Annotated in this window: 24 protein-coding genes; 10 read left to right on the top strand and 14 right to left on the bottom strand. The window is 66.8% G+C overall.

Annotated elements, in window-relative coordinates:
- Positions 1-105: 105 nt before the first annotated feature.
- From FK267_RS02375 to dnaK, 5 genes are all read right to left on the bottom strand, one after another.
- Positions 106-1,557, bottom strand: a complete 1,452-nt coding sequence (locus FK267_RS02375) for a DUF418 domain-containing protein (RefSeq protein WP_141406109.1) — start codon at positions 1,555-1,557, stop codon at positions 106-108.
- Between the two features lie 216 nt (positions 1,558-1,773).
- Complete coding sequence (locus tag FK267_RS02370; RefSeq protein WP_141406107.1) at positions 1,774-2,271, bottom strand: heat shock protein transcriptional repressor HspR; 498 nt, start codon at positions 2,269-2,271, stop codon at positions 1,774-1,776.
- The gene (locus FK267_RS02365; RefSeq protein ID WP_141406105.1) at positions 2,268-3,311 is read right to left on the bottom strand and encodes a DnaJ C-terminal domain-containing protein; all 1,044 of its coding nucleotides are present in this window, start codon (positions 3,309-3,311) and stop codon (positions 2,268-2,270) included. Before FK267_RS02365 ends, FK267_RS02370 begins: the two co-directional genes overlap by 4 nt.
- Positions 3,312-3,505: 194 nt before the next feature.
- On the bottom strand, positions 3,506-4,132 hold the full coding sequence (locus tag FK267_RS02360; protein ID WP_075377864.1) for a nucleotide exchange factor GrpE: 627 nt from the start codon (positions 4,130-4,132) through the stop codon (positions 3,506-3,508).
- Positions 4,129-5,988, bottom strand: a complete 1,860-nt coding sequence (gene dnaK, locus FK267_RS02355; protein WP_009407705.1) for a molecular chaperone DnaK — start codon at positions 5,986-5,988, stop codon at positions 4,129-4,131. Before dnaK ends, FK267_RS02360 begins: the two co-directional genes overlap by 4 nt.
- A 790-nt stretch (positions 5,989-6,778) precedes the next feature.
- Between dnaK and FK267_RS02350 the strand changes: the two genes are divergently transcribed.
- The 3 genes from FK267_RS02350 to FK267_RS02340 all read left to right on the top strand — a co-directional run bounded on the left by FK267_RS02350 (position 6,779) and on the right by FK267_RS02340 (position 7,771).
- Entirely contained in the window at positions 6,779-7,006 is a 228-nt protein-coding gene (locus tag FK267_RS02350) for a hypothetical protein (protein ID WP_009407640.1), read from the top strand.
- A gap of 5 nt (positions 7,007-7,011) precedes the next feature.
- Entirely contained in the window at positions 7,012-7,281 is a 270-nt protein-coding gene (locus FK267_RS02345) for a hypothetical protein (RefSeq protein WP_232622492.1), read from the top strand.
- Between the two features lie 76 nt (positions 7,282-7,357).
- A complete protein-coding gene (locus FK267_RS02340; RefSeq protein WP_141406103.1) occupies positions 7,358-7,771 on the top strand; it encodes a serine/threonine protein phosphatase in 414 nt (137 codons plus the stop codon).
- A 23-nt stretch (positions 7,772-7,794) separates the two neighbouring features.
- On the opposite strand, the gene FK267_RS02335 is transcribed toward FK267_RS02340, so the two are convergent.
- Complete coding sequence (locus FK267_RS02335) at positions 7,795-9,102, bottom strand: multidrug effflux MFS transporter (protein ID WP_075377861.1); 1,308 nt, start codon at positions 9,100-9,102, stop codon at positions 7,795-7,797.
- 130 nt (positions 9,103-9,232) lie between these two features.
- Between FK267_RS02335 and FK267_RS02330 the strand changes: the two genes are divergently transcribed.
- Entirely contained in the window at positions 9,233-10,630 is a 1,398-nt protein-coding gene (locus FK267_RS02330) for an AAA family ATPase (protein WP_141406101.1), read from the top strand.
- A complete protein-coding gene (locus FK267_RS02325) occupies positions 10,627-11,700 on the top strand; it encodes a tetratricopeptide repeat protein (RefSeq protein ID WP_232622491.1) in 1,074 nt (357 codons plus the stop codon). The genes FK267_RS02330 and FK267_RS02325 overlap by 4 nt, the downstream gene beginning before the upstream one ends.
- 17 nt (positions 11,701-11,717) lie before the next feature.
- Here the strand turns inward: FK267_RS02325 and FK267_RS02320 are convergent, their stop codons facing one another.
- From FK267_RS02320 to FK267_RS02305, 4 genes are all read right to left on the bottom strand, one after another.
- Positions 11,718-12,476 carry an ABC transporter ATP-binding protein gene (locus tag FK267_RS02320; RefSeq protein WP_060957173.1) on the bottom strand — a complete coding sequence of 253 codons (759 nt, stop codon included), beginning with the start codon at positions 12,474-12,476 and terminating at the stop codon, positions 11,718-11,720.
- The gene (locus tag FK267_RS02315) at positions 12,473-13,648 is read right to left on the bottom strand and encodes a FecCD family ABC transporter permease (protein WP_141406098.1); all 1,176 of its coding nucleotides are present in this window, start codon (positions 13,646-13,648) and stop codon (positions 12,473-12,475) included. The genes FK267_RS02320 and FK267_RS02315 overlap by 4 nt, the downstream gene beginning before the upstream one ends.
- Positions 13,648-14,820 carry an ABC transporter substrate-binding protein gene (locus FK267_RS02310; protein WP_141406096.1) on the bottom strand — a complete coding sequence of 391 codons (1,173 nt, stop codon included), beginning with the start codon at positions 14,818-14,820 and terminating at the stop codon, positions 13,648-13,650. Before FK267_RS02310 ends, FK267_RS02315 begins: the two co-directional genes overlap by 1 nt.
- A gap of 218 nt (positions 14,821-15,038) precedes the next feature.
- Complete coding sequence (locus FK267_RS02305; RefSeq protein ID WP_232622490.1) at positions 15,039-15,209, bottom strand: hypothetical protein; 171 nt, start codon at positions 15,207-15,209, stop codon at positions 15,039-15,041.
- Positions 15,210-15,489: 280 nt separating this feature from the next.
- Here FK267_RS02305 and FK267_RS02300 point away from each other — a divergent pair, with 280 nt between their 5' ends.
- Together FK267_RS02300 and FK267_RS02295 are read left to right on the top strand one after the other, a co-directional pair.
- Positions 15,490-16,521, top strand: coding sequence for a phosphodiester glycosidase family protein (locus FK267_RS02300; RefSeq protein WP_141406095.1), 1,032 nt, complete (start codon positions 15,490-15,492; stop codon positions 16,519-16,521).
- Position 16,522: 1 nt separating this feature from the next.
- A complete protein-coding gene (locus FK267_RS02295; RefSeq protein ID WP_141406093.1) occupies positions 16,523-17,701 on the top strand; it encodes a bifunctional glycosyltransferase family 2/GtrA family protein in 1,179 nt (392 codons plus the stop codon).
- Between the two features lie 137 nt (positions 17,702-17,838).
- Here FK267_RS02295 and FK267_RS02290 read toward each other — a convergent pair whose 3' ends face one another.
- Both FK267_RS02290 and FK267_RS02285 read right to left on the bottom strand, forming a co-directional pair.
- Positions 17,839-18,570, bottom strand: coding sequence for a response regulator transcription factor (locus tag FK267_RS02290; RefSeq protein ID WP_141406091.1), 732 nt, complete (start codon positions 18,568-18,570; stop codon positions 17,839-17,841).
- Positions 18,567-19,628, bottom strand: a complete 1,062-nt coding sequence (locus FK267_RS02285; protein WP_141406089.1) for a sensor histidine kinase — start codon at positions 19,626-19,628, stop codon at positions 18,567-18,569. The genes FK267_RS02290 and FK267_RS02285 overlap by 4 nt, the downstream gene beginning before the upstream one ends.
- Positions 19,629-19,758: 130 nt before the next feature.
- Here FK267_RS02285 and FK267_RS02280 point away from each other — a divergent pair, with 130 nt between their 5' ends.
- The 3 genes from FK267_RS02280 to FK267_RS02270 are packed head-to-tail and all read left to right on the top strand — an operon-like array spanning position 19,759 to position 22,069.
- Complete coding sequence (locus tag FK267_RS02280; RefSeq protein WP_141406088.1) at positions 19,759-20,523, top strand: ABC transporter ATP-binding protein; 765 nt, start codon at positions 19,759-19,761, stop codon at positions 20,521-20,523.
- On the top strand, positions 20,520-21,329 hold the full coding sequence (locus tag FK267_RS02275) for an ABC transporter (RefSeq protein WP_141406086.1): 810 nt from the start codon (positions 20,520-20,522) through the stop codon (positions 21,327-21,329). Before FK267_RS02280 ends, FK267_RS02275 begins: the two co-directional genes overlap by 4 nt.
- Entirely contained in the window at positions 21,326-22,069 is a 744-nt protein-coding gene (locus FK267_RS02270; protein ID WP_141406084.1) for a cupin, read from the top strand. The genes FK267_RS02275 and FK267_RS02270 overlap by 4 nt, the downstream gene beginning before the upstream one ends.
- 76 nt (positions 22,070-22,145) lie before the next feature.
- Here FK267_RS02270 and FK267_RS02265 read toward each other — a convergent pair whose 3' ends face one another.
- Positions 22,146-23,210, bottom strand: coding sequence for a PD-(D/E)XK motif protein (locus FK267_RS02265; RefSeq protein ID WP_141406082.1), 1,065 nt, complete (start codon positions 23,208-23,210; stop codon positions 22,146-22,148).
- 2 nt (positions 23,211-23,212) lie between these two features.
- The gene (locus FK267_RS02260) at positions 23,213-25,987 is read right to left on the bottom strand and encodes a Z1 domain-containing protein (RefSeq protein WP_141406081.1); all 2,775 of its coding nucleotides are present in this window, start codon (positions 25,985-25,987) and stop codon (positions 23,213-23,215) included.

Here is a 25,987-nt window from a genome sequence, read left to right as displayed (position 1 = left end):
GAGTGGTTCCGCGGCGTCCGCCTTAAGCGCCGAGATCGTGTCCACCGAAAGGTGGAGCCTGCCGTCCGACCATTCTTCCGGCGGACGGACCCGGGGCGGGTTGGCTCAAGGGGCCGGCTGCGGTCCCGGCTGCGGTGCAGGCGGCATGCCCGGCTGGACCGGCGCCCCCGGCTGGACTCCCGGGTGAGCCACTGGCGACATGCCCGGCTGCATCGGCACCGGCGCTCCCGGGTGGGTCCCCATCTGCATCATCGGCCACGGTCCCGCCTGCATCCCGGGCCAGACGGCGGGCGGGGGCGGCGGCGTCGGCCTCCTGCGCTCGCTGCGGGCGACGGCCGTGCGCAGCAGGGTCTCGAAGGGGCCGGCATGACCACCGCGCTCCAGGACGGCGCACAGGACCACGCTCACCAGCCAGACACCCAGGGCGACGAGGGCGGCCGCGGCCTGCCCCATCCACAGGCGCCTGCCCGTCACCAGGAGTGGAACGACGCCGAAGATGATGCCGAACAGGATCGTCTGGCTCAGGTACACGGTCATGGAACGGCGGCCGACGGCGGAAGCCAGCCGGCGCAGGCCCGTCAGCCGGCCATCCGGCCTGGGCCCACCGGCATACAGGGCCAGCAGCGCCAGCCAGCCGCAGGCACCGGCCAGGCCGAAGAACTCCGTCATGGCGAAGTCCCACGGCCAGAGCTGCGCCGTCGTCGCGAGCGTCAGCGCGCCGTGGAACGCCGCGAGCGCCCCCAGCGCCAGACCGCCCAGGCCCACGCAGATCAGCAGACGACGGTGCCGCTCCGGATGGGTGAGGAGGTCAGTGTCGGCCAGGCGGGCACCGATCACCGCGGCCGGGACGATGAGGGCGATGAGCACCTGCACGACCAGCACCACGGCCCACTGCAGGGCATTGGTGACGACCCAGAGCAGCGCCACTGTCAGCGAGACCGACTGCTCCCCGGAGGCCGTCAGGGTGTCGCCGCCCGACAGGGTCCCTGAGGCCAGATACGTCACCAGGGCCAGCACGGAGATGATGCCCGCGATGAGGTAGAGCACCGAGTAGTTCTTGCGGGCCAGCAGGTTGGCCAGGAGGACGGCGACCAGCCCATAGGCGCCGATGATGTCGCCGAGGAAGACGAGGCCGTGGACGAATCCGATCAGGAGCATCCACCAGCCGCGGCGACGTACCAGGCGGTAGGCGTCAATGGTGGCCATCTCGCGGGCCCAGGCCGCCTCGTGCGGCATCGGCTCGCGGCCCTCCGGCGCGCCGGGAAGGGAGGTGAGGTAGGTCTGGGTCCCGGAGGCGATGCGCCGGTTAATCATGGTCATGAGCCCGAAGCCGAAGAGCATCGCAAACAGCGGGTAGGCCCGGTGATCCACCACCAGCGTGCGGACGAACATCCACCAGCCGTCAACGGAGGAGACCGGAGGCTCGGCCCCGTTCGGCATCTTGTTCCACGACGGAACATTGGCGACCGCGATGAGCAGGAGCATGAAGCCACGGGCCACGTCGGGGGCGGGGTATCGCACGCCCCGCGAACCGGTGAAGGAGGTCGTCATCCGCATGAGCGGAACCTTACGGGTGGTTGAAGACCGGCTGTATCCACCCGGAGAATGATGTGCGGGGGCCGGCCGCCTGTTCCGCCGCAGCGGCCGATGGGCTGTTCAGTGCTGCATCAGAGCTGGCGTCTCAGTGCCGCGTCCAGGACGCGCCGGCGCTCATCATTGCCCGCCGGCGCTCGTCAGCGCTCGTCAGTCCCAGTCAGTGCCAATGCGTGTCGGTCAGTACCACCGGCGCACGGGCACGAGCGCAGTGCTCGCGCCTCCCGCTGTACCGGCGGCGCGTGCGCGCCCCGCCTCGGGGTGGCGCGCGGCGGGTCCACGGCCCTGGCGCCCGGGGGCGACGACCTGGACCTCGCCGTCGGCCGCCGCCGCGAAGATCCGCTGGACGACGGCCTCGCGGCTGCGCATGCGGGCGTTGTCAGCCTCCAGCTCCTCCACGCGGGCCTCCAGGGCAAGGATGCGGCGGATGCCCTCGAGGTTGATGCCCTCCTGGGACAGGGACTGGATGCGACGCAGGCGCTCGACGTCGCGGTGGGAGTAGCGCCGACCCCGCCCGCGGGTCCGGGCGGGGCTGACCAGCCCGAGCCGGTCGTACTGGCGCAGGGTCTGGGGGTGCATCCCGGCGAGGTCGGCCGCCACCGAGACCACGTAGACCGCGCGCTCGGCGGCGTCGTCGGCCAGGTGCCCCAGGCCCTGCCCGGCCCGGTGCCGGCTCATGTCGCCGCCTCCTCCATGAGGGTGGCCCGCGGGTCGGTGTCACCCATGGCCTCATCGAAGGCCTCGAGGGCCTGCTTGGCGGCCTTGGAGAGCTTCTTGGGCACAGCCACCTGGATGGTCACTAGCAGGTCGCCGGTCTTCTTCCTGGTGGTGGCGCCCTTGCCGCGCAGGCGCATGACGGTGCCCGAGGAGGTGCCGGGCTTGATCTTGATCTTGGAGGTGCCGCCGTCGAGCAACGGGACCTCGACGGTGGCCCCCAGGGCGGCCTCACGCAGCGTGACCGGCAGGTCCATGCGCAGGTTGGCTCCGTCGACCGGGTCGACCGAGTACACGGGATGCTTCTTGATGGCGATGGTCACCACCATGTCGCCGTTCTCGCCGCCGTTCAGGCCGGCTCGGCCCTTGCCGCGCAGGCGGATCTTCTGGCCGTCGCGCACACCGGCCGGGATGCGGACCTTCATGGTGCGCCCGTCCGCGGTCAGCTCCACGGTGGTACCGGCGACGGCGTCGCGCAGGTCCAGCGTCGCCGAGGTCAGGACGTCGGAGCCCTTCTGCGGCTGGGGCTGGGAGCCGAAGCCTCCGAAGCCACCGAAGCCGAAGGGGCCGGAGCGCCCACCGGAGCGGGTCGGGCTGGGGGTACCGCCGAACATGCGCAGCAGGTCGTCAAGGTCGGGCTCGCCGGCGCCGCCGGCGGTCTCGAAGCGGACTCCGCCGCCCTGGCCGCCGAACATGGAGGAGAAGATGTCCTCGAAGCCGGCGCCGCCGGTCCCTCCCGGGCCACCGGCCTGGAAGCGGGCGCCGCCTCCGGCCATCGAGCGGATCGCGTCGTACTGCTTGCGCTCGGCCTCGTCGGACAGGACCGCGTAGGCCTCTCCGATCTCCTTGAACTTCTCGGCCGCTGCGGCGTCGTCGGGGTTGCGGTCGGGGTGGTACTTCTTTGCGAGTGTGCGATAGGCCTTCTTGATCGCGGCGGCGTCGGCGTCCTTACTCACGCCGAGGACCGCGTAGAAGTCCTTGGTCATCCAGTCTTGACTGGCCATGGTCGTCTCACCGCCTCCTTATCCGGGTGATCGTGGGTTTTCCTTACTGAAGTTGAAGATTGTGGGGGTGGACGGCTCCGCGGCCCTGGGCCTGGGGCGCCCTGGTGCACCAGCCGGCCCGACGGCGGACTCAGACCCGCCAGAGCTGCTGGCTCGGGTCCGCCGTCGGGCCGGGGTGTGTGGTGCGGTGGGTGTCAGGCCGGGTTGGCGACCTGGACGCGGGCGGCGCGCACGACGCGCTCACCCAGGCGGTATCCGGGCTGGAGGACCGCGGCGATGGTGGGCTCGGTGACCTCGCTGGACTCGGTGGCCATGAGGGCCTCGTGCAGCGTGGGGTCGAAGACCTCACCCACGGCGCCGAAGCGCTCCAGGGAGTACTTCTCGGCCAGGATCGACTCGAGCTTGCCGGCCGTGGTCTCGAAGGTGCCGGTCAGGTCGCCGTGCTGGCGGGCCAGCTCGATCTCGTCGAGGACCGGGATGAGGGCCTCAACGACGCCGGCGGCACCAGCGTCCCGGTGGGAGGCCGCGCCCTCACGGGAGCGGCGCACGAACCCCTGGTACTCCTGCTGGAGGTTGTAGAGGTCCGCCCGGGCCCGGGCCAGGTCGTCGGCCGCCTGAGCGGCCTGGGCCTGCGCCTGGGCCAGGGGGTCCTCCGCCGCCTCATCGGAGGCGGCGTCGGCCTGGCCGGCCGCGCCCTCGGGCGAGCCCTGGGCGAGTCCTTCACGGACGTCGTCGGGCACTTCCTCGAAGGCCGACTCGACGGCCGCCTGGAGCTCGGGGTCGACGCCCTCGTTCTCGGGGGTGGGGCCGGCCGAGGTCACTTGGAGTCCTCGTCGTCGACGATCTCGGCGTCCACGATGTCCTCGTCGTCGGAGGACGTGGAGCCGGCCGAGGAGGCGGAGGCATCGCCCGCGGCCTGGGCGGCGGCGTCGGCCTGGTAGAGGGCCTCGCCGACCTTCTGGGCCACCGAGTTCAGCTTCTCCTGAGCGGTCTTGACCGGCTCGATGTCGTCACCCTCGAGGGCCTTCTTGAGGTCGGCGACGGCCTCGGAGACCTCGGAGTGGACGTCCTCGGGCAGCTTGTCCTTGTTGTCCTTGAGGAGCTTCTCGATGGAGTAGGCCTGCTGCTCGGCGGAGTTGCGGGTCTCGGCGTCCTCGCGGCGCTTCTTGTCCTCCTCGGCGTGGGCCTCGGCCTCCTTGACCATGCGGTCGATGTCCTCCTTGGGCAGGGCGGAGCCGCCGGAGATGGTCATGGACTGCTCCTTGCCGGTGCCGCGGTCCTTGGCCGAGACGTGGACGATGCCGTTGGCGTCGATGTCGAAGGAGACCTCGATCTGGGGCACGCCGCGGGGGGCCGGGGCGATGCCGGTCAGCTCGAAGGTGCCCAGCGGCTTGTTGTCCCGGGCGAACTCGCGCTCGCCCTGGTAGACCTGGATGAGCACGGAGGGCTGGTTGTCCTCGGCGGTGGAGAAGACCTCGGAGCGCTTGGTCGGGATGGCCGTGTTGCGCTCGATGAGCTTGGTCATGACCCCGCCCTTGGTCTCGATGCCCAGGGACAGCGGCGTGACGTCAATGAGCAGGACGTCGCTGCGGTCACCCTGGATGACGCCGGCCTGGAGGGCCGCGCCGACGGCGACGACCTCATCGGGGTTGACGCCCTTGTTGGGGTCCTTGCCGGTCAGCTCGCGCACCACGTCGGCGACGGCGGGCATGCGGGTGGAGCCGCCCACGAGGACCACGTGGTCGATGTCGGAGACCTTGACCCCGGCGTCCTTGATGACGTTGTGGAAGGGGATCTTGGTGCGCTCGAGCAGGTCCGCGGTCATCTCCTGGAAGTTGGAGCGGGTGAGCTTCTCATCGAGGTGGATGGGGCCGGACTCGCTCATGGAGAGGTACTGCAGGTTGATGTTCGTGGAGGTCGCCGAGGACAGCTCCTTCTTGGCCTGCTCGGCGGCGTCCTTGAGACGCTGCATGGCGATCTTGTCCTTGGACAGGTCCACGCCGTCCTTGCTCTTGACCTGCTTGACCAGCCAGTCGACGATGCGGGCGTCCCAGTCGTCACCGCCCAGACGGTTGTCACCGTTGGTGGCGCGCACCTGGATGGTGGAGAAGCCGTCGTCGTCCTTGCCGACCTCGAGCAGGGAGACGTCGAAGGTACCGCCACCGAGGTCGAAGACGAGGATGAGCTCGTCCTCCTTGCCCTTGTCCAGGCCGTAGGCCAGGGCCGCGGCGGTGGGCTCGTTGACGATGCGGTCCACGGTCAGGCCCGCGATGGTGCCGGCCTCCTTGGTGGCCTGGCGCTCGGCGTCGTTGAAGTAGGCCGGGACGGTGATGACCGCGTTGGTGACGGGCTCACCCAGGTAGGCCTCGGCATCGGCCTTGAGCTTGGCCAGGATGCGGGCGCTGATCTCCTGGGCGGTGTACTTCTTGTCATCGATCTCCACGGACCAGTCGGTGCCCATGTGGCGCTTGACCGAGGAGATGGTGCGGTCGACGTTGGTGACCGCCTGACGCTTGGCGATCTCGCCGACGAGAATCTCGCCGGACTTGGAGAAGGCGACGACGGAGGGGGTGGTGCGACCGCCCTCGGCGTTCGGGATGATGGTGGGCTCGCCACCCTCGAGGACGGCGATAGCAGAGTTGGTGGTACCCAGGTCGATACCGACAGCGCGTGCCATGTGATGTGCTCCTTGTGGTTGCTGAGGTGTTGTCAGTTGATGTTCGAGGTGAGGGCCGGAGGTTCCGGCGCCTTCAGGTTGAGTCGTATGCACTCAGGATTGTGATTGAGTCAGGCTCTGTCAACTTGACTGCATACAACCTTGAGTCTGACTGGCTCAACCTTGGTGGGTTGCAGTCCATTCCCGGAGCTGACAGTGACCTGTGACACAGGTCTGCCATGCGAGCACAGCGCGAGCCACTTGCCTCACGAAGCGCCCTGGCCGCGACAGGGTGACGGACGGTTCCGGCCGCGTCAGGCGGCGCATCCCAGCCACATACGGGGACTGCGATACGCGCCGAGGACTGCGCATTCCCACAGATGACTGAGGCCCCACCCGAGAGTTCTGTGGGAGAACGCAGTCCTCGGCGCGAAAGTACGTTCTCGATCAGTCCACCCAGCCCCACGCACCACCGACGTGTCACGATTGGCGACTTTTCAGAGCCCACCAGCCTCACCCCGCCACACTCCCCCTCCCCGCAACCAGCCCTGACCAGCACAGACGCCCCCAAGTCACCTCTGCGAGGTTGCCGACCGATGCCGCACCACCCCGAATAGTCGCCAATCGTGACACCAGCCCGCAGAAGCAACAGGCCTGCGCTGACATGGCGGCGTTCACCAGCCCGATAACCTGGCATGCATGAGTGCCCCGCTCCACGCCGATGTCAGCCAAGGCATCTGCGACAACCACCAGCGCCGCCCCGGGACCACACCCCTCGACCGAACAACGCATCACAAGTTACCTTGGATTTGTGGACGATCCGATCATTGCCAGATCGGCGCTGAAGCACGGCCTGAGCGAGGCCGACATCCTTCACGCCTATCACCACCCCATCCGAGCCTGGGATATGGGAGATGGTTTCACCATGCTCCTGGGAGCCAACCGGGCTGCCCTTGTTCTCGAGATTGGCTACATTCAAGGCATCACAGCAATCGTCATCGTCCACGCCATGCGTGCCCGAGAGAAGTTTCTGAGGTGATGACGATGCCCCGTACTGTTGACGAGATCCTGGCGCATGCCGACGAGCTGGCCGCTCGATTCGAGAGCTACGAGCCAGTCGCAGCCGATGAGGTCGACGTGGCCGCGTTAGCGGCCTTGCGAGACGCGGTTGCTGAACAGGCCCAGGCCGAACGGCATGTCCTTGATGCCATCAGAGGCGCTCGGGATGCTGGGATGTCCTGGGCAGCCATCGGAAATATGGTCGGAACCTCCGGTGAAGCCGCCCGCCAGCGCTATCAGCCACTCGTGGCGTGAGGCAGATCAGGCCACATCGGAAGCGACAGGCCTGCGCTGACATGGCGGCGTTCACCAGCCCGATAACCTGGCACGCATGAGTGCCCCACCACCGGAAGGCCTGCCCGATCCCGAGGACGTCTTCGATCATCTGCGCCGCGAGGACGGCGAGCACGTGGGCTATATCGAGATGAGTGCGGACGGCCGGTTCATCCCGTATGACCGGCTGTGGGCCCGGCGCGGTGAGGCCATGGAGCTCGATGAGGCCGAGGTGGTCCTGGACGCGATCGGCCTGCGGCTTCTGGCGGAGGACTGGCTCCTTGAGGAGGACGATCCGCAGACGGGCGAGGCGAGCTGGATCCGGGTCAGGATCCGCGAGATCCACCGGGACCGCGTCATCGTCGCCAGGGCGATGGAGGACCTGTCGGCCACCAGCGTCGCCAAGTCCGTGGACCTCATCGGTGCCATCGAGCTGTCTCTTCCGACGACGCGGCTGCGCTCAGCCTCCTGAGTACACGCTGCCGGCCAGAGCCGTCACTGGCCCAGGCGCTGCTGTCGGCGCTCGGTCACCTGAGCGGCCAGGCGTTGCTTCTCGCCCCGCTCGCGCAGGCCGAAGACCGCCAGGACATTGGCGACGGCACCGACGGCCACGATGACGACGCCGAAGGCCACACCGCTGGCCTCACCGGTCAGCCCCACCAGCGGGCTGACGAGCCCACCGACGACGAACTGCAGAAAACCGAGCAGCGCGGAACCGGTTCCCGCCCACCGACCCGTGCGGTCGAGCGCGAGCGCAGGGGCGTTGCCCATCGACAGTCCCAGGCAGGCCACGTGCGCCAGGAAGAGGGCCACGACCGCCACCAGCAGCGGCATCCGCTCCGGCCCGGTCACCGGCTCGCGCAGCCACATGAGGCAGACCCCCGCGAAGACCGTATCGACGACCAGCCCCGCAACAAGTCCGACCCTCACCTGGCGGGCCTGGGAGAAGCGGCGCACGAGCGACGCCGCCACAGCAATCGTCACCGTGACCGTCGCCCCGCACAGCCCGAAGACCGCTGTATAGGCCACCGTCCCCATGCCCAGCACGTTGCGCAGGACGAAAGGAGCCGCAGACAGGTAAGCCATGAGCAGCCCGAAGGACAGGGCATTAATGAACAGCAGACGCACGAGGACATGGTCGCGGGCCAGCTCGCGGGTGCCGTCGAGCAGCATCCGCAGGCCGCCGTCGTGACGCCGATCGGCGGGCAGGGACTCGGGCACCCAGAGAAGGACCATGACCACGAGCAGCCCGGTGAAGGCGGCCACGACTCCCAGGATGCCGCGCCACCCGATGGGCTCGACGAGCACGCCCCCGAGAATCGGCGCCACCACCGGGGCGATCCCCTGAATCGCCATGACGACGCTGAGGGCCCGGGCGGCGGTGATCCCACGGGAGCGGTCGGAGATGACTGCCCGCCCCAGGACCATCCCGGCCGCTCCCCCGAGCCCCTGGAAGAAGCGAGCGATGAGGAGAACGGGCAGGCTCGGGGACAGGGCGGCGCCGATGCTGGCGGCCAGGGCGAGCACACTGCCCCACAGCAGCAGGGGACGCCGGCCGACGCGGTCGGACAGGACCCCGATGCCCAGCTGGCCGAGCGCGATGCCCACGAGGAACGTGGTCATCGTCAGCTGAACGCTGGAGGCGGAGACACCCAGATCATCGGCCATCTGGGCGAAGGCCGGCAGGTAGGCGTCGGTGGCCAGAGGTGCGACGGCCGCGAGCGCGGCCAGGGCGATGAGGAGCGTGGCGGGGAAGGTCGTCCTCAGCCCGTGGTCGGACGGAGTGGCCGGCGAAGCTGTCATGCCCTGAGAGTACGGAGAGTTCCGACCGAGGCGTCAGTGCGCCCATGCGTGACGCGGTGCACGGCGTGGCCGGATCGTTCCGCACAGTGACGCCAATACCTGTCACCCTTCCCGGTTCTAGACTGGCCGGGTGACCGATCCCCTGATTGAATCCCTGACGCGTGCCGTAGAAGCCACTCCCGACGACGTCCGGCTGCGCACCCACCTGGCCGAGCTCCTCGTCCAGACCGACCGCAACGCTGAAGCAGTCACCCACTGCGCAGTCGCCCTTCAGTACGCCCCCACCGATGAGCGTGCCCGCACCATCATGGCCAGGGCACTCTCGCTGCAGGCCGCGCAACCACCCGTGGGGCAGCCGGCAGAGCCGGCGCCCAGCGCAGCGTCACCAGTCGCCGCTCCACACGACTCACCAATTCCCACCCAGGTCGCCGCCCCGTCCGCCCCCAGCTCTCCCGAGGCTCCTGCCCCCAAGGACTCGACAGCATCGGACGACTTCAAGGACTTCGACTGGCAGCGGGCCGAGAAGGACTTCGACGGCGGACCCGCCGCCCCTTTCGTGTCCTCAGAGTCCTCCGAGAAGTCCTCCGGCTCCGACCCGGCTCTCTCCGAGTCGCACCTGGTCAGTAACGACAACTACAGCCTCCCGGGGGACTGGGAGGTGGAGCGGGCCGATATCTGCCTGGCCGACGTCGGCGGCATGGTCGAGGTCAAGAACCGGCTCGAGGCCTCCTTCCTGGCCCCGATGCGCAATCCCGAGCTGCGCCGGCTCTACGGCAAGAGCCTGCGCGGCGGCCTGCTCCTATACGGTCCGCCCGGAACGGGGAAGACCTTCATCGCCCGCGCCATCGCCGGCGAGATGGGTGCTGGGTTCTTGTCGGTGACGCTCACTGACATCCTCGACCATTACATGGGCATCTCCGAGAACAACCTCCACAGGATCTTCCAGAAGGCACGCAACCACGCTCCCTGCGTCCTCTTCCTCGACGAGATCGACGCTCTCGGAATCAAGCGCTCACTCACACGCAACTCAGGTATGCGCAGTGTCGTCAACCAGCTCCTCGAAGAGCTCGACGGCATCGGTAACGACAATGATGGCGTCTACATCCTGGCCGCCACCAACACCCCCTGGGACATCGATCCGGCGCTGCGCCGGCCGGGGCGGCTGGACCGGACCCTGCTCGTCCTGCCGCCGGATGAGCCGGCGCGCGCCACCATTCTGCACACGCACTTGCGCGAGCGTCCCGTGGAGGGCATCGACCTGCAGGTCCTGGCGCGCATGACCGAGGGGCTGACCGGAGCGGACCTGTCGCACGTGTGCGACTCCGCTGCGGAGAAGGCGCTCATCGACTCGGTGCGCACCGGCCGGCCTCGGTTGATGAACATGCAGGACATGTACGCGGCCATCCAGGAGGTCCGCCCCTCGACCGGCCCCTGGTTCGAGACCGCTCGCACCGTCATCGAGTACGCCGATTCCTCCGGAGAGTATGCGGATCTGCGCGAGTGGATGAAGCGGCACCGCATGTTATGAGCGAGGACCAGTACAGCCAGGAGGTCACTCGGGCCGGTTGGCTCATCGAAGTCGGTCAGTACGAGCGGGCCATGCAGATCCTCGCTCACCTGCTCGCCGGCTACCCGGACAATGCCAGCATCACGTACAAGGTCATGGCGCTCGCCCACAACAGTGTGGACCGCTTCGGGGACGCCGAGGCCGCGGCCCGCAAGGCCCTGGCGGTGCAACCGAATGATCCTGACGCCCACCGGCTTCTGGCTGAGGCCCTGATCGCCCAGGACCGCGCTCCGGAGGCGGAGCCCTCTCTGAGGACGGCCCTGCAGCTGGCCCCCGAGGATGATGCACTGCTCTCCCTCATGTCCATAGCGCTGATCAGGATGGGGCGCACGGAGGAGGCGCTGTTTTATGCCCGTGAGGCGGCCAGGCTCTCACCGGGTTCAGCTGACAACCACATGATTCTGGCAGTGGCGCAGATGGAGACCGACCCGCAGGCGGCGGAGACCGCCCTGCAGGAGACGCTCGCACTCGACCCCATGTTCGACGACGCCCTCCTCCTGCGGTCCTGGATGCTCGATGAGCGCGGAAACCACCACGACGCCGCCAAGGCGCTCGCCGCGTACACGACCCAGACCTCCGACTATGAGACGTCACGTCTCATGGTCGACGCCTTCCTCATGAAGCTCACCAGCAGCGCGTGCCTCGGGTTGTGGGGGGCCACGATCCTGACGCTGCTGTTCCTGCCGCTCGTCAGGTCCATGAACCTGCCCGGCAATCTCCTTCTTCTGCCGCTGATCCTGGCGGTGATCCCCACGTATCAGTCGGCCAACTCACGCATTCGGGCGTTTCGGCGCGCATTCACCAGCCGTAGCGGGCGAATACTGCGTTCCTTCATCCGGACCCATCGATTCCTCAGCCTGTGGTCCGCCGCAGCCGTCGTTCTCTGGCTGGGGCTCGTCCTCGGCACCGTCTGTGCGATATGGGGGGCCGACGCCGTTCTCTTCGGCGTGGCCGGAGCCAGCCTTGGTCACTTGGCGCTCGGCTGGATCGTTCTCCGGATCATCCCCTTCATTCGAGGCCGGAGCGCCTGACGGCGCCAGGCCCCGGCTCAAGCCCCCTGCTCGGCCTCGGGGGCGACCATGACGTGGTCGCCGTCGGGCACGATCCGTACCCGCAGCCCGTAGACCTCGGCGAGGATGTCGGGCTGGAGCACCTCGGCGGGCGGCCCCTCGGCGCGGATCGTCCCGCCGGCGAGGATGGCGAGGCGGTCGCAGAAGCGGGCCGCCAGGTTGAGGTCGTGCAGGGCGACGACGGCGAGGCGCCCGGTGTCCCGGTGACAGATCCGGCGCACGTGGGAGAGCACCGAGACCTGGCGGCGCAGGTCGAGGGCGGAGGTGGGCTCGTCGAGCAGGATGAGTCCGGGCTCGCGCACGAGTGTCTGGGCCAGGGCGACGAGCTGGCGCTGCCCGCCGGAGAGCTGGCCCAGTGGGCGGTCGGCCAGCTCGGCCACCCCGAGCTCGTCCAGGGCGCTCCAGGCCAGGTCGATATCGGCCCGGCTCGTGTGCCAGGTCATGCCGCGCCGCGAGGCGGTGAGCACCGACTCCAGGGCGGTCAGGGCGGCGTCGCCGGGCAGTCCCTGCGGCATGTAGCCGATCGTGCCGCGCAGGTCGTGGCCCCGGCGCCCGGCGAAGCTCACCTCCCCCAGGTGACGACGCAGCTGGGCCACGCAGGTGACCAGAGTGGACTTGCCTGCGCCGTTGGGACCGAGCAGCCCGACCGTCTGGCCGGTCTCCCAGGTGGCGTCGACACCCTTCAGGACGGCCCGCCTGCCGTAGGAGAAGGTGAGGTCGTTCAGGATGAGGCTCATGAACCGCTCCTGACCGCCGAGCGCTGACGTCCGAAGATGATGGTGAGGAACACCGGCACACCCACCAGGGCGGTCAGGATGCCGACGGGGACGGCGACACCCGGCACGATGAGCTGGCTGGCGGTGTGGGCGGCGGTCAGCAGGGTGGCGCCGCACAGGATGGAGGCGGGCACGAGGAAGCGCTGGTCCTCCCCCACCAGGCCACGGGCCATGTGCGGCCCCACGAGTCCCACGAACCCGATGATCCCGACGAAGGCCACGGACAGGGCGGCCAGCAACGAGACGCCGACCAGGGTCCACGCGCGCAGGCGCGCCACGTTGATGCCCATGGCTGCGGCGCGCGCCTCCCCCAGGGTGATGGCGGTCAGCCGCCAGCCGTTGACCCAGAAGACGGGCGTGGCCACGAGCAGGGCCGCCGAGACAGTGCCCACGGCCGGCCAGGTGGCACGCATGAGGGAACCCATCGACCAGAACACGATCTGCTGAAGGCTCTCGGTGGAGGCCCGGTACTGCACGAGCGCCAGAAGCGCCTGACAGCTGAAGACCAGAGCGATGCCCAGCAGGATCGTCATCTCCTTGGTCACCGACGGCAGCCTGGAGACCATCGCGATGGTGAGGGAGGCCGCCAGGCCCGCCGTCATCGCCACGATCGGCAGGGTGGCGCCGGTGGCCACCGGCAGCACGAGGCCCGTGACGATGGCCAGCGCCGCCCCCAGGGCCGAGGCCGCCGAGATGCCCAGGGTGAAGGGCTCGGCCAGCGGGTTGTCGAGGATCGTCTGCATCTGGACGCCGGCCAGGGACAGTGCCCCGCCGACCAGGACCGCGAGCAGCGCCGGCGGCAGGCGCAGGTTGATGACGATGTTGGCGACCCACGGGTCGTAGTCGGCGTCGAAGAGGGCTCCGAGCACCTGGGCCGGGCTGAACCCCAGGGGCCCCACCATGAGGGCCACGAGGAAGACGGTCAGGAGCAGGGTGGCCAGCCCCAGGAGCATCGCGACTCGCCGCGCGGTTCGACGGCGGTAGGAGGCGTAGGCCGACGCCGCCGTGTCGGTGGGCGCATCGGCCGGCCCGTCGGCCTTCGTCGTCGACGCCGCACCGTCCGGTACCCGGCCGGTATCGGACTGGTGCGCTGCGACGTCGTCGGAAGGAGCCGTGACGTTGGGGTCCCCCATCAGATGGCGGCGAAGAAGACGCCCTCGGCCTTCCAGGGCATGTGCTGCTCGTGGAAGTCCTTCCAGACCTTGGCGGGGTCGATGTCGGAGAAGGCCTCGGGGTTCTGCCACTTGGCGAAGGTGAGGTAGGCGATGAAGTTGTAGGGGGCGTCGTAGAACTGGTGGTAGATGCCGTAGACGTGCCGGTCGGTGAAGGCCTGAATCTGGTCGTAGCCGGGCTGATTCTTCAGCTGCTCCAGGCTGGCCTTGGCGGAGGCCTCGTCTGCCTTGTAGCCGAGGTGGACGTAGCTGGTCTGGGCGGTGTCCTTGATCTTCTGCTGCTGCCACTCGCCGCCGGTGGCGATGATGTTCTTGGGGTTGGAGGCGATGACCTGCTCGGGGGTGAGCACGCCCTCCTCCCCGGACAGGAGGCTGTCGGCGATGTTGGTGCCGCCGGTGGCGGTGACGATCGCACCGAGGTTCGCGGTGGAGTAGGTGGCGCCGGGGTCGTTGACGCCCGGGCCGCGCCACAGGAAGGTGCTGGGCTTGGAGCTCAGGGACTTCGCCTTGGCCACAATGGGGTCGACCTGCTTCTTGTAGAAGGCGACGAAGTCCTCGGCCTCCTTACGCTTGTCGAAGACGGCGCCCATGAGGGTGACCGAGGGGACGGTGTTCTTCACCGGGTCGCGGCGGAAGTCGGTGACGACGTAGGTGATCTTCTGGCCGTCCAGCTTCTCGAGGTAGCCCTTCTCCTTGGCGGAGTTGTAGGCGTCCAGGGTCATGATGAAGACGTCGGGCTTGTGGCTCACCAGGGTCTCGATGGGCAGGCCGTCCTTGGCGATGTTGCCGATCTTCGGCAGGTCGGCGGCCTTGGGGGCCACGGAGAGGACCTTCTCGTAGAAGTCGGGGGCGGCCTTCTGGAGGTCCTCGCCCCAGGCGACCACCTTGTCGATGGGGTTGGTCTTGTTGAGGAAGGCCAGGGAGTAGACGTGTCGGGACTCGCTCAGGACGATCCTCTTGGGCTGGGCGCTGAAGGTGACCTTACGGCCGACGACGTCGGTGACCTCGAAGCCGCCACCGGAGGCGCCCGCGGAGGCGCCGGCGCTGGAGCCCTTGCCGGCGCGGGAGGCGACTCCGCAGCTGGCGAGGACGGCGGTCAGTGGGAGGGCCATGAGCAGGGTACGACGGCGCATAAGAGTCCTTCGGTGAGGCGAGGGCGAATACGAAGCACCTAGGACCTTAGGGCTACCTCAGTTAATTTGACAAGGGATGGCATCTATTTTTAGTAAGGTTGCACAAATTTTACGGGAGGTATGTAGAGGTTGGCACAGGTGCCGCTCGCGACAAGTCGCCGCAGGCCGAGCTGGCCAGCGCCGGCCACTCACCCACGACGCCGCAAGCTCGACGGCGCTCATGAGCTCGGGGGCGTACGGTCGTCGCGCTCGGCGCTCCGGCTGCCGAAGGTCGGGCGGATCACCTGGATCAGGAAGAGCACGGCAAGAGCGATGGCGATAACCATGGCCGAGGTGTCTCCCCGCCGGAAGGAGACAACGGCCACCATCACGTTGAGCACCACAGCCACAATGCGGAGGATGCGCAGAGTCCGTCCAGACAACACGACCGCCCCCTTCTTCGCAGATTCTCACGGCGGGCACCGGCTACCCGCTCCCCCATCACTGTAGGCACAGGCCAGGCCCCATCGAAGGATTTCAGGAACCGTCTCTGCGCAGGACTCTCACCCTCCGGAAGTATTGGCACCTGACGCGCCGGCGTTCTCAGCCTCGTTCCAACAGCTGCGGCTTCACAGGAGACCCACAAGGTCAACCTACGCCTGGCATACGCGGGGCCGACACGGTTGAGTCATGCACAGCTCCGACACCCTCAGCCCGCCCGAGTCACCCCAGTCCGGCCAGGACCACGACTCCGGCCGGCGCGACCGCTCCTCGAAGTCCAGCAAGCACCCGCGCCGCCGCTTCCTCCTGGGCGGCGCCGCCGTCCTGGGTCTGGCCGCCACCGGCACCAGCGCCTGGGCGCTCAACCGCTTCGTCATCGACCACGTGGAGGTCGGCGACGTCACCGCGCTGGAGGCCAAGGCGCAGAACGCGGCCGGCTCCTCGGCGACCCCGGCCACGAACGTGACGGTCGGCGACAACTCCTACTCCTCATCGAATACGAGCATCAAGATTGAGCAGGTCTCCACCGGTTCGGGCAACGACACCGTCACCTACTACGTGGCCGACGTCAAGCTCACCAACGCCGCCGACCTGCGCAGCGCCTTCGCCAACAACTCCTACGGCACCAACATCGTCGCCAAGCCCACCACGATGGCCTCTGAGCACGACGCCGTCCTGGCCATCAACGGCGACTACTACGGCTTCCGCAGCGACGGCATCCTCATCCGCAACGGCGTCATCTACCGCGACAGCGGCACGCGCGACGGCATGGCCTTCTACAGCGACGGGCGCGTGGAGGTCTACGACGAGACCACTACCAAGGCCCAGACGCTTCTGGACGCAGGCGTGTGGAACACGCTGTCCTTCGGGCCGGCGCTGGTCAACGATTCCAAGGTGCTCTCCGGTATCGACCAGGTCGAGGTGGACACCAACGTCGGCAACCACTCCATCCAGGGCAAGCAGCCGCGTACCGCCGTGGGGTGGGTGGAGACGAACCACCTCAAGCTCGTCGTCGTCGACGGCCGCAACGAGGGCTACTCGCGCGGCGTGACCATGACCGAGCTCGCCCAGATCATGGCCGACCTGGGGTGCGCCTGCGCCTACAACATCGACGGCGGCGGCTCGTCAGCCATGTACTTCAACGGCTCGATCCTCAACCAGCCCTCCAACGGGGGCGAGCGAGACACCTCCGACATCCTCTACATCGCGAACGGAGCCTGAGATGAGCGGCACCGACACAGCCCTTCAGATCTCGCCGCGCATCCTGCCGCGGGTCATCGTCCCCGCGAACCGGACCACGGCCAACCGGACGGCGGGCAACCGGTTCGTGGGCAACGAGACAACAACGCGGGCCGGGGGCGAGCGCCGTCCCCGGGCGGCGGTGACGCTCGTGGTCCTCATCCCGGCCTACAAGCCCGATGAGCGCCTGGCCGTGCTCGTGGCCCGTCTGCGCGGGGCGCGCCGGGACTGCGCGGTGCTGGTCGTCGACGACGGCTCGGGGCCGCAGTACGCGTCCTTCTTCTCCGCCGCCCGCGCCCGGGGCGCCGAGGTCGTCAGCTCTCCGGTCAACCAGGGCAAGGGTCAGGCGCTGCGCACGGGCCTGGCTCACGCGGCCGCCACCTGGCCCGACGCGGACGTGGTGTGCGCCGACGCCGACGGGCAGCACACGCCGTCGGACATTGAGGCCGTAGCCGCGCGGGTGCGGGAGACCGGGCGCATGACCCTGGGGGTGCGGCGCTTCACCGGGCCGGTGCCGCTGCGCAGCCGGATCGGTAACGACGTGACTGCCCTGCTGTTCCGGGGCGCGACCGGCTGGAGGCTGGGCGACACCCAGACGGGTCTGCGCGGCTACCCCGCCGGGCAGCTGGCGTGGCTGCAGGAGGTTCCCGGGGACCGCTACGAGTACGAGCTCTCCGCGCTGCTGCGCGCCCACGAGCTGGGGATGGCGGTGGAGCAGGTGGAGATCACCACGGTCTACGAGCCGGGCAACACCTCCTCCCACTTCCGGCCGGTACAGGACTCGGCGCGGATCTACGCTCCGCTGCTGCGGTTCATGGGGGCGTCGCTGGCGAGCTTCGGGATCGACTGGCTGGGTGTCATGGTCATCTTCGCGATGACGGGCAGCCTGCTGGCGGCGGTCGTGGGGGCGCGGTTGGTGTCCGGGACGGCGAACTTCTTCATGAATCGCCGCGTCTTCCGGGCGCGGCGCGGGACAGTGGTGCGCACGGCAGTGCGCTACACGGTCCTGGCGGTGAGCCTGCTGGCGGCCAGCTACCTGGCGCTCAAGGCGCTCACGGCGGTCGGGATTCCGCTGGGGATCGCCAAGGTTCTCGGCGACGGGGCCATCTACGTGGCCAGCTATATGGCGCAGCGCCGACTGGTGTTCAAGGAGCGGAGGTGAGGCCGGCACGGGGCGGTTGGGGCGACCAGCGCGGTGCCAGTCTCCGCGAGGTCGTACCGTAGGTCTCGAGGTCGTACCCTTACCCCTCGATCTCACGCCCTAAGGTACGACCTCGAGCCAGATCGTCCCAATGGACCTCAGCGGGAGCTGATGAGGCCGGCCTCGTAGGCGGCGATAACGAGCTGGGCGCGGTCGCGGGCATTTAGGCGGGCCAGGAGCGCGGTGATGTGGCTGCGGCAGGTCGCCCGGGTGATGCCGAGTTCGACCTCGATCTCACTGTTGGACAAGCCCCGGGCGATGAGCAGGAGGACCTCGCGCTGGCGGGGCGTGAGGGCCTCGACCTCACCGGTCCAGGTGCTACGGGAGGTGCCGGTCGACGTCGTGCTCGGCATGCGGGCCACGAGGCGGGCCAGCACCTGGGGGCTGAGCAGCGACTGCCCCTCATGGACGGTGCGCACGGCGTCAACGAGGGACTGCGGGTCGGCGTCCTTGAGCAGGAAGCCGCAGGCGCCGGCGCGCAGGGCTCCCAAGACGTAGTCATCGATCTCGAACATGGTGAGGATGAGGACGCGCGTGGCCGCGAGCGCCGGGTCGGCGCAGATCCTTCTGGTGGCCTCGATGCCGGTCAGGCCCGGCATCTGGATGTCCATGAGGATGACGTCGGGGCGCAGCTCGGTGGCCAGGGCGACCGCGCGGGCACCGTCCTCGGCCAGGCCGACGACGCTCATGCCGGGTTCGGCCTCGAGCAGGGCGGCCAGGGTGGTGCGCAGGAGGGCCTGGTCCTCGGCGATGAGGACCCGGATGGGGGCGCCGGGAGCCTCGCCGGTCTTGTCGGTCTTGTTCGTCAGCGCATTGGTGGGCTCCGTCATGGCTTGCCCCTGTCGCTCCTGGGATCGGTATCCGGTGACTCACTGGTGGGTCTGCGTTCCGGGCCCGTGCTGTCTCCGGAACGCCGGGTGCTGCTGGTGGCCCCAGCTGCGTCGTCGGCGGGAATGGGCAGGATGGCCTCGACGGCGAAGCCGGGAGCGTCGGCGCGGGGGCCGGCGGTCAGGGTTCCGCCGAGCGCGGTCAGGGTCTCGTGAAGTCCGCGCAGTCCTTGCCCGGCCCCGGGGTGAGGCTCCCACCCGGTTGCGGGCCCGTCGTCGACGACGGCGATGCGCAGCCATCCCGGCTCCCGACGGAGGATCACGCGGGCGCGTGTGGGGCCGGCGTGGCGGGCGGTGTTGGCCAGGGCCTCGGCCACGACCCGGGTAGCGGCCTGCGCCGTCGGAGCCGGGAGACCATCAGTCATCGCTGCGGCTCGGGCAGCGCCCGCATCTGCGCCGATGTGCGCCTCGGCGTCGAGATCGACGGTGACGCCGGTGCGGCGGGCCCTGCCGATCAGTTCCCGAAGGCTCTCGGCGAGACTGTTGACGGGGCCGGGGCCGGCTGCCGGTGTGTGTCCCGCCGGGATCGCTGCGAGCGCCCCGGGCGTCGGGGGCCTGTTTCCGTCGCGCAGGACGGCGAGCATGCGCCGCAACGCGTCGGTGGCCTCGCGGGAGGCGGTCTCGATGTCGTCGAGTGCGGTTCGCAGCCCGTCGGGGGTGGTCTCGAGTCGCCGGGCCACGGCGCAGCGCACGGTGATGGCGCCGAGGTTGCCGGAGACGGCGTCGTGCAGCTCGCGGGCGATGACGAGGCGGTCCTCGGCGACGGCGCGCGCGGCGGTCTCCTGGGTCAGGCGCCGTTCGTGGGCACGCCGGTCGCGCCGCCGCAGCCACAGGGAGGCGGCGACGAGCCCGGCCATGACGAGCAGTACCGTCATCTGGGCGCGCCGAGAAGGATCCGGGGAGTAGCCGACCAGGGTGCCCAGGCCAAGAACAATCACGGTCAGCCCGGTGATGGCGCGCCCGAGCGGCGAGTGGCGCGGTGGGACGTCGGGGGCTGGCACGCGGCCAGTCTAGGAAGGCGGCTCGGACGCTTCATCGAACCGGGGTCTGACGGACCTGGGTCTGATGTGGCGGGACCACCTCGGCTGGGCGGCCGATGCGCGCTGCCGCTCGGCGCGCTGGAGTTGGCCCATGATCGCTATTGAGAACCTCGTCAAGCGGCACGGGGCGCGGGAGGTGCTTCACGGCGTGAGCCTGGAGGCCCGTCCGGGCCGCGTCACCGGATTCGTGGGGCCGAACGGTGCCGGGAAGTCCTCAACCCTGAGGTGTCTACTGGGTCTGGACCGGGCCGACGGTGGGCGGGCGCTCATCGGCGGGCGCCCCTACCGCGAGCTGCGTGAGCCGCTGCGCACAGTGGGGGCGGTGCTCGACGGCTCGGGCGCGCATCCCTCGCGCACGGCCCGCGGTCACCTGGGTTGGGTGGCCGCGGGTGCGGGTATCAGTCGGCGTCGGGTGGCTGAGGTGCTCGACGTCGTCGGGCTGAGTGAGGCGGCCGGGCGGCGGGTGCGCACCTTCTCCCTGGGAATGGGGCAGCGCCTGGGGCTGGCGACGGCGCTGCTGGGTGACCCGGAGGTGCTGGTCCTCGACGAGCCGGTCAATGGCCTGGACCCGGAGGGGATCCGGTGGATCCGCAGGCTGCTTCGGCAGCGGGCCGATGCCGGGGGCACGGTCCTGCTGTCCAGTCATGTTCTGGCCGAGCTGGCTGAGGTGGCCGACGACGTTGTCGTCATCGCCGGCGGGCGGGTGCGGGCGGCCGGGACGCTGGAGGAGGTCGCGGCGGGTTACGCGAACCTGGAGGAGGCGTTCTTCTCACTGACCGCCCCGACCGGGGGCGCGGCCGGCAGTGGGGCCGGCCGGGCGGGCCGGGCAGAGCGCGAGGACGGGGGCCGCTCATGAGCGCGGCGACGGCGCTGGTGCGCTCCCTCAAGGCGGAGGTGCGCAAGACGGTGGGTCTGCCGGGGGCCTGGCTGGGGGTGGCGTTGGCGATCGTCCTGCCGCTCCTGATCGAGTACTACACGAACCATGACCTGGCGGCGCGGCTGGCGGCGGGCGACCCGGATGCGCCGGCGCGGCTGGGCGACGTCGGCGTCATCGGGCTGTACGTGGGGACGACGGGGATCGTGGTGCTGGCGGTGAGTGTGGTGGTCAGCGAGTACGCGAGTGACCCGCGCACGAGCGGGGCCTCCAGCGCTCCGCGTCAGGTGGCGACGACGATGCTGGTGCTGCCGCGGCGCGGGGCGTCGGTGGCCGCGAAGCTGCTCGTGGTAATGGGGGCAGCGACGGTGCTGCTGGCGGTGGCGTGGGCGGGGACTTTCGCGCTGTGCCGGCACCTGCTGGGGGCGAACGTGCCCTTCGAGTCGGTGCCCTGGTGGATGCTGACGGGGATCCTGACGTGGTGGGTGTTCTCGGCGATGGCGTCGATGACGCTGGCGATGGTGACGCGCAGCGCGCTGGTGTCGATGACGGTCCTCGTCGCGATGTCGACGATGCTCTCGCCGGGGGTGTTGCTCATCAAGTCCACCGATGCGGCCCGGTTCCTGCCGGACACGGCGGCGGTGCGGCTCATTGCAAACCCGACGACGCTCAACTACGACCGGCTCGTCGAGCTGCTGTCGATCCCGATGGCGGCCGCCGTCTGCGCGGCGTGGGCGGTCGGGTGCGCGGCGGTGTGCTGCTGGGTGTGGATGAGGCGGGACGCATGAGCGGGGCCGGTGCGACCAGCAGGGTGAGGGCCACCGCTGGGGTGGCGACCGTCTGGGGGCGGGCGCTGCGCGCGGAGCTGGTGAAGGTGGTGACGCTGCCGGCGATGTGGTGGTCGGCGGCGGTGGCGGGCGGGGCTGCGGTCGCCACGATGATGTCAGTTCTGCATGACGTGGTGGATAGGCGGGGCCTCGGTTTCGAGGAGGTCGCTCCGGTGTGGACGCTGGCGGTGCAGATCGGCTTCGTAGCGGCCGGGGTGGCCGCGGCTGGCGGCGAGCACTCCACGGCGCAGGGCATGACGAGTCTGCTGGTGACACCGGCACGGGGTCGGTTGGCGACGACGCGACTCATGGTACTGACTGGTACGGGACTGGTGGTGGCGAGCGTCCTGGTCGGGGCGAGTCTGGCGGCGTGTCCGGCGATGTCGACGGCGGCACTGTGGGCCGGCGGAAGGACCGCGGTCTGGTTGACGGCGGTGCTGCTGCTGTCGGCTGGGCTCGGTGCGGCGCTGCGCAGCGTTATCGGTGCCTCGACGGCGGCTGTGGTGCTGGTGATTCTGGCCCCGCAACTGGCCGTGTTCCTGGGCAACGCCGCCCGCTGGCTCCCCGGCCAAGCGGCCCAGATCTGGCTGGCAGCCGGCACATCCCGGGCGGACGTCACCTCTGCCGGACTCATCATCTTGGCCTGGACGACGGCCGCCCAGGCCGCCGGCATCGTCCGGCTGGTGCGGGCCGACAGATGAGGGTCAGGACGCCACAGGTCGCCCCAGCCACCGCCCACCAAAGTCCGAGCCGAAGCAGGCAACGGCGTTATCTCCCCTACTCGCGGGAATCAGTAAGAACACCCAGAACCGCCGACCACCCAGAAACTGGGTTGGCGCCATCAATAAATTCCGGTAAAACAATATCAAACGACACACTATCCCCCACTACATGCGCATGTTTGTGAACATCCGCACTACGAAGAAGATCAATTCGATCGTGACTCAGATCATACATCCTCACAAACCCTACTTGGAACGGACGTCGAAACGCTTCCTCTGACTTCAATCCGCGCACATCGAAAACATAGTTCTCACCACAATATCGGCAAGCTGACTGAATCAAGCCCTGCCAGACATGGTCAGAAAGCTCGCCTCGCATCCCCATCAGGACACCCTCGACCGTTCGCCCCTCCACGCCAACCGGCAACCAGTGAATACCCACAGAAAGCAGGAAAAGACGTGACTCGAACACATCATCGCCCACAGATACCCCTGACTCTACTTGATACCACCCCTGGATGTGGTGCCGACTGACCCCTTGCGTCGTGGCCTTAACTTCCACGCCAACGTCACCAAGCACAAAATCTCTACTGGATTGAGAGTGACCTGTCCACACATGACCAATCTCGTCGTCTGAAAAGCGCCGCGACCTGACCAGGCGTTCCAGCAACGAGAGTTCAGCGGCAAGGCCTGTGAGGGCATTCACCCTTCTGTCCCCGCTTTTAAATGCTAAAGCGATAAGACGTTCCGTAGCCGAAAATGCCTTCTGGGCATCTAGCTGAATACCCTGTCGTAAAAGTTCGACCAAAATTGCGGTAAACAGCGCGTCTACGTGCTCCCCAGCCGGAAACACGATTCGATTCGCACGCAAAACCCCGCCATCATCACTTCTCCAGACATTCAAGTCCAGCCGCCGAGCAACAGAGTCTACGCGAGATTCCAACGGCTCTTTAGAAATGAACAGTTCCAATCGACCCCGATGGTCGCGAGCATATGCAAGCTTGCGGCCATCACCGACCCAATGCACAAACCGTTGATCTCTCCCTTGAGCACGCCGGGCATCAGAGACTGCTTTCCTTAACACCTCAAATGTAGCACCAGTATCGATATCGTTACACATACCTATCTCCGATTTCTATTGTTAGCCGCACGTACATAGTCGGGCCCGCCCGCCGGGATGCTCATACCTACCGACAACGAAGCCTCACCCTCCCCTCGATCAATCAACTGGAAAAGTACGAGGCCTAGTTCTCCCTCACAACGAGTCCCATCTTCGAGCCTTCTGACAGGCTGATCCAATACAATTGCATCAAACACATCGTCTCCAGCATATCCATGCTCAATTGCACGCCTAGCCCCCCACTCTGCTTCCAGTTCGCAGCCAGAGACCTTCCTTCGCATCGGTTTGACCGGTACTCCATAGCGTGTCGACAACTCGAAAAACGGACCCACGTGTATAGACGCACCCGACCCATACCTCAAGCCAAACCGAAATCTAGGCTGTTGCATGTCCTTTGACGCAGAGTACTTAAGGTTCCATCGCTGAGGCGGAGTCTCATCAGTCATGAGTCCGTCTACCTTCCGTCCAATGCTGGCAGACCACAGTCTTAGGTAGGCAGCTAACGAGTATGGCGACCTACCTCCTAGGTAGACCTTTGCATCATTGACTGCCGGAGCACGATACAGGGGGAGGTAGCAGGATTCAGTTGGATGGATACCGACTAGTCTCGCAGCAGCATTCCATTTTTCAAGTTCATCTGCCTCCTGGCCGTGAAACTTGTATCTCAACTTATCAAGTACATCTGCCACGGTCATGATCGAATAACTCGCAGATGTCACCAGCCCGCCTGGGACACCCACAACACCTGCGTCTTCCGCAAGAAATAGATCTCTCACAAGGCGCTGATTCTCAATGTCGTCTGTTGGATGATTCATATACCGCACGACTGGCCTGCGTCCCGGCGAGAGCGTACTGGTCGTCAAGGACGACACCTTGCTGGTAGGACGAAAACTTCGTCCTTGAAGGACCACCACACCCGGGAGCCGAGATTCATCGGCACGCATCGCTAAAATTACCTGTTGACGGAGAACTCGATCAGCCTCAGCATACTCCGAGAACAAATTCAATTGTTCTCCGGTAAGGTACACGCGACAAAGATCTAATGTCCTTCCCCGATACCCGAACCACCTCTGCATCTGCATCTGAGTGTCGGCGACCGGGCTATTCGATGACCGGAGAAACACCGTCGTAAGCAGACCTTCCAAAGTCAGACCGCGAGACATCACGTTACCAGAAATAAAAATAGATGACTGGTTGACCGGAGGACGCCAAACTCCACAGCTGTCCGCTCGTGGATCGAACTGCGGTCTTTCATCTGAATCCGGACGACTATTGATGACGTCAATCCTAGTGCACGGAACGATTTCTTGCCTTATCACCTCTTCGACTTCGCTCCAGGTTGGTAAATCAACAATATCAAACCTATCGGCATACTCTTTCGCAATTTTCGAGGCCGAGATACGATACTCCTCATACTGATTTATCCAAGCCTGCCGTAGAGATTCAAGATCACTAATCACTCCTTCGCCGGTCTTTCCTCCGTCTCCATCCCACCAATAGGTAATTGCGTCCTTTACGCTGAAGTGATCGTCTAGGTCGGCTGAGGGGTGGATCAGCATCGACGTAACAGGGGCCACTTTATTTTTAATCTCACTGACCGAACTGAATGTCATACCGGCGGCAGTACTCGGGCCCAACTTTCCTGACCGAATCGTCGATATTGCTGCGGCTATGATGTAGGCCCGCAGTCCCCGTTTGAGTAGCTCTTCGTCAACGCACTCTATGGTGATAGACGCTGACCCATTTTTTCTACCTACGTCTGCAGCCGCATTCTCGTTATCATCGGGCGGAATAGATTCATCAATCAGGCTGCAGAAACAGTCTGCGAGAGGACCATAGAAGACATCTGCCCCGATATACCAGTTCCTTACATTTCCTCCATCGTACGTGATCTCCCGGGGACACAACATTCCGGACGCACCGGGTGTGCGTAGCGCCGCAACAAAGTCTTTCGGAACCAACGGATTCTCGCTGTTCTGAAGAAAGTTTGCCTGGGGCGTCGCCGTGTAGGCAATGTACGTAGAATAGACATGTTCTGCTTTGGTTCTCGTTGGCACCGCACTATCTGCCCAAAGATCGAGAATCCCGAACGGAATTCTCTTGATTTCTTGTAACGAATCACCATCAGGTTTCACCTGGTCGTCGGCTATGGAAGCGTCATCCGCCTCATCGTCAATAACGAGCAGATTGACGTCTACACCGCATTTGGCAGCAGCAGGGAATACGTTGTTGCTAAGAATACGACTCACCGAGGCAAGATGGTTGACCTCTTTCATCGCAACAAACACAATGGGAGTTCTTTTCCGAAATGCTCGTTCTGCCCGTTTTTCGTTAATGGCGTAGGCGCCCTTGACGGCATAGCGTTCACCTCCTGAACGCATAGACGGGATAAACACGCATTCCCCTAGCGACGAACTTCCCCCTAGAAGTTGAGAGCGCACTCGATCCATAGTCTGGCGCCATAATGCTGTCTGCCTACCAGCAAGTATAACAATGACATTCACACCCTTGTCGAGTGCGCGCGCCATGAATCCAATCATGGATGCCGTTTTCCCAGATTGAATAGCGCCAATGACGATTCCACTTCGATAGCGCGTGTTGGGCCAACGAGAATCGCCCGTAGGCAGAATGGCTCTGTCGCATATGTAGGCAGAATCATCCTTAATGACCTGCCCGCTGGGGTAGGCATAATTCTCGAGAACCTGATTATAGCGCTCCTGCCATCCTATGCTGATGCGCGTATATTTTTCTTCTGCCGAGACCTCCGGAAGAACCAT

This window comes from Actinomyces oris (genome assembly GCF_006546825.1).
GTDB lineage: Bacteria > Actinomycetota > Actinomycetes > Actinomycetales > Actinomycetaceae > Actinomyces > Actinomyces oris.
This window is presented reverse-complemented; position numbering and strand designations above follow the sequence as displayed.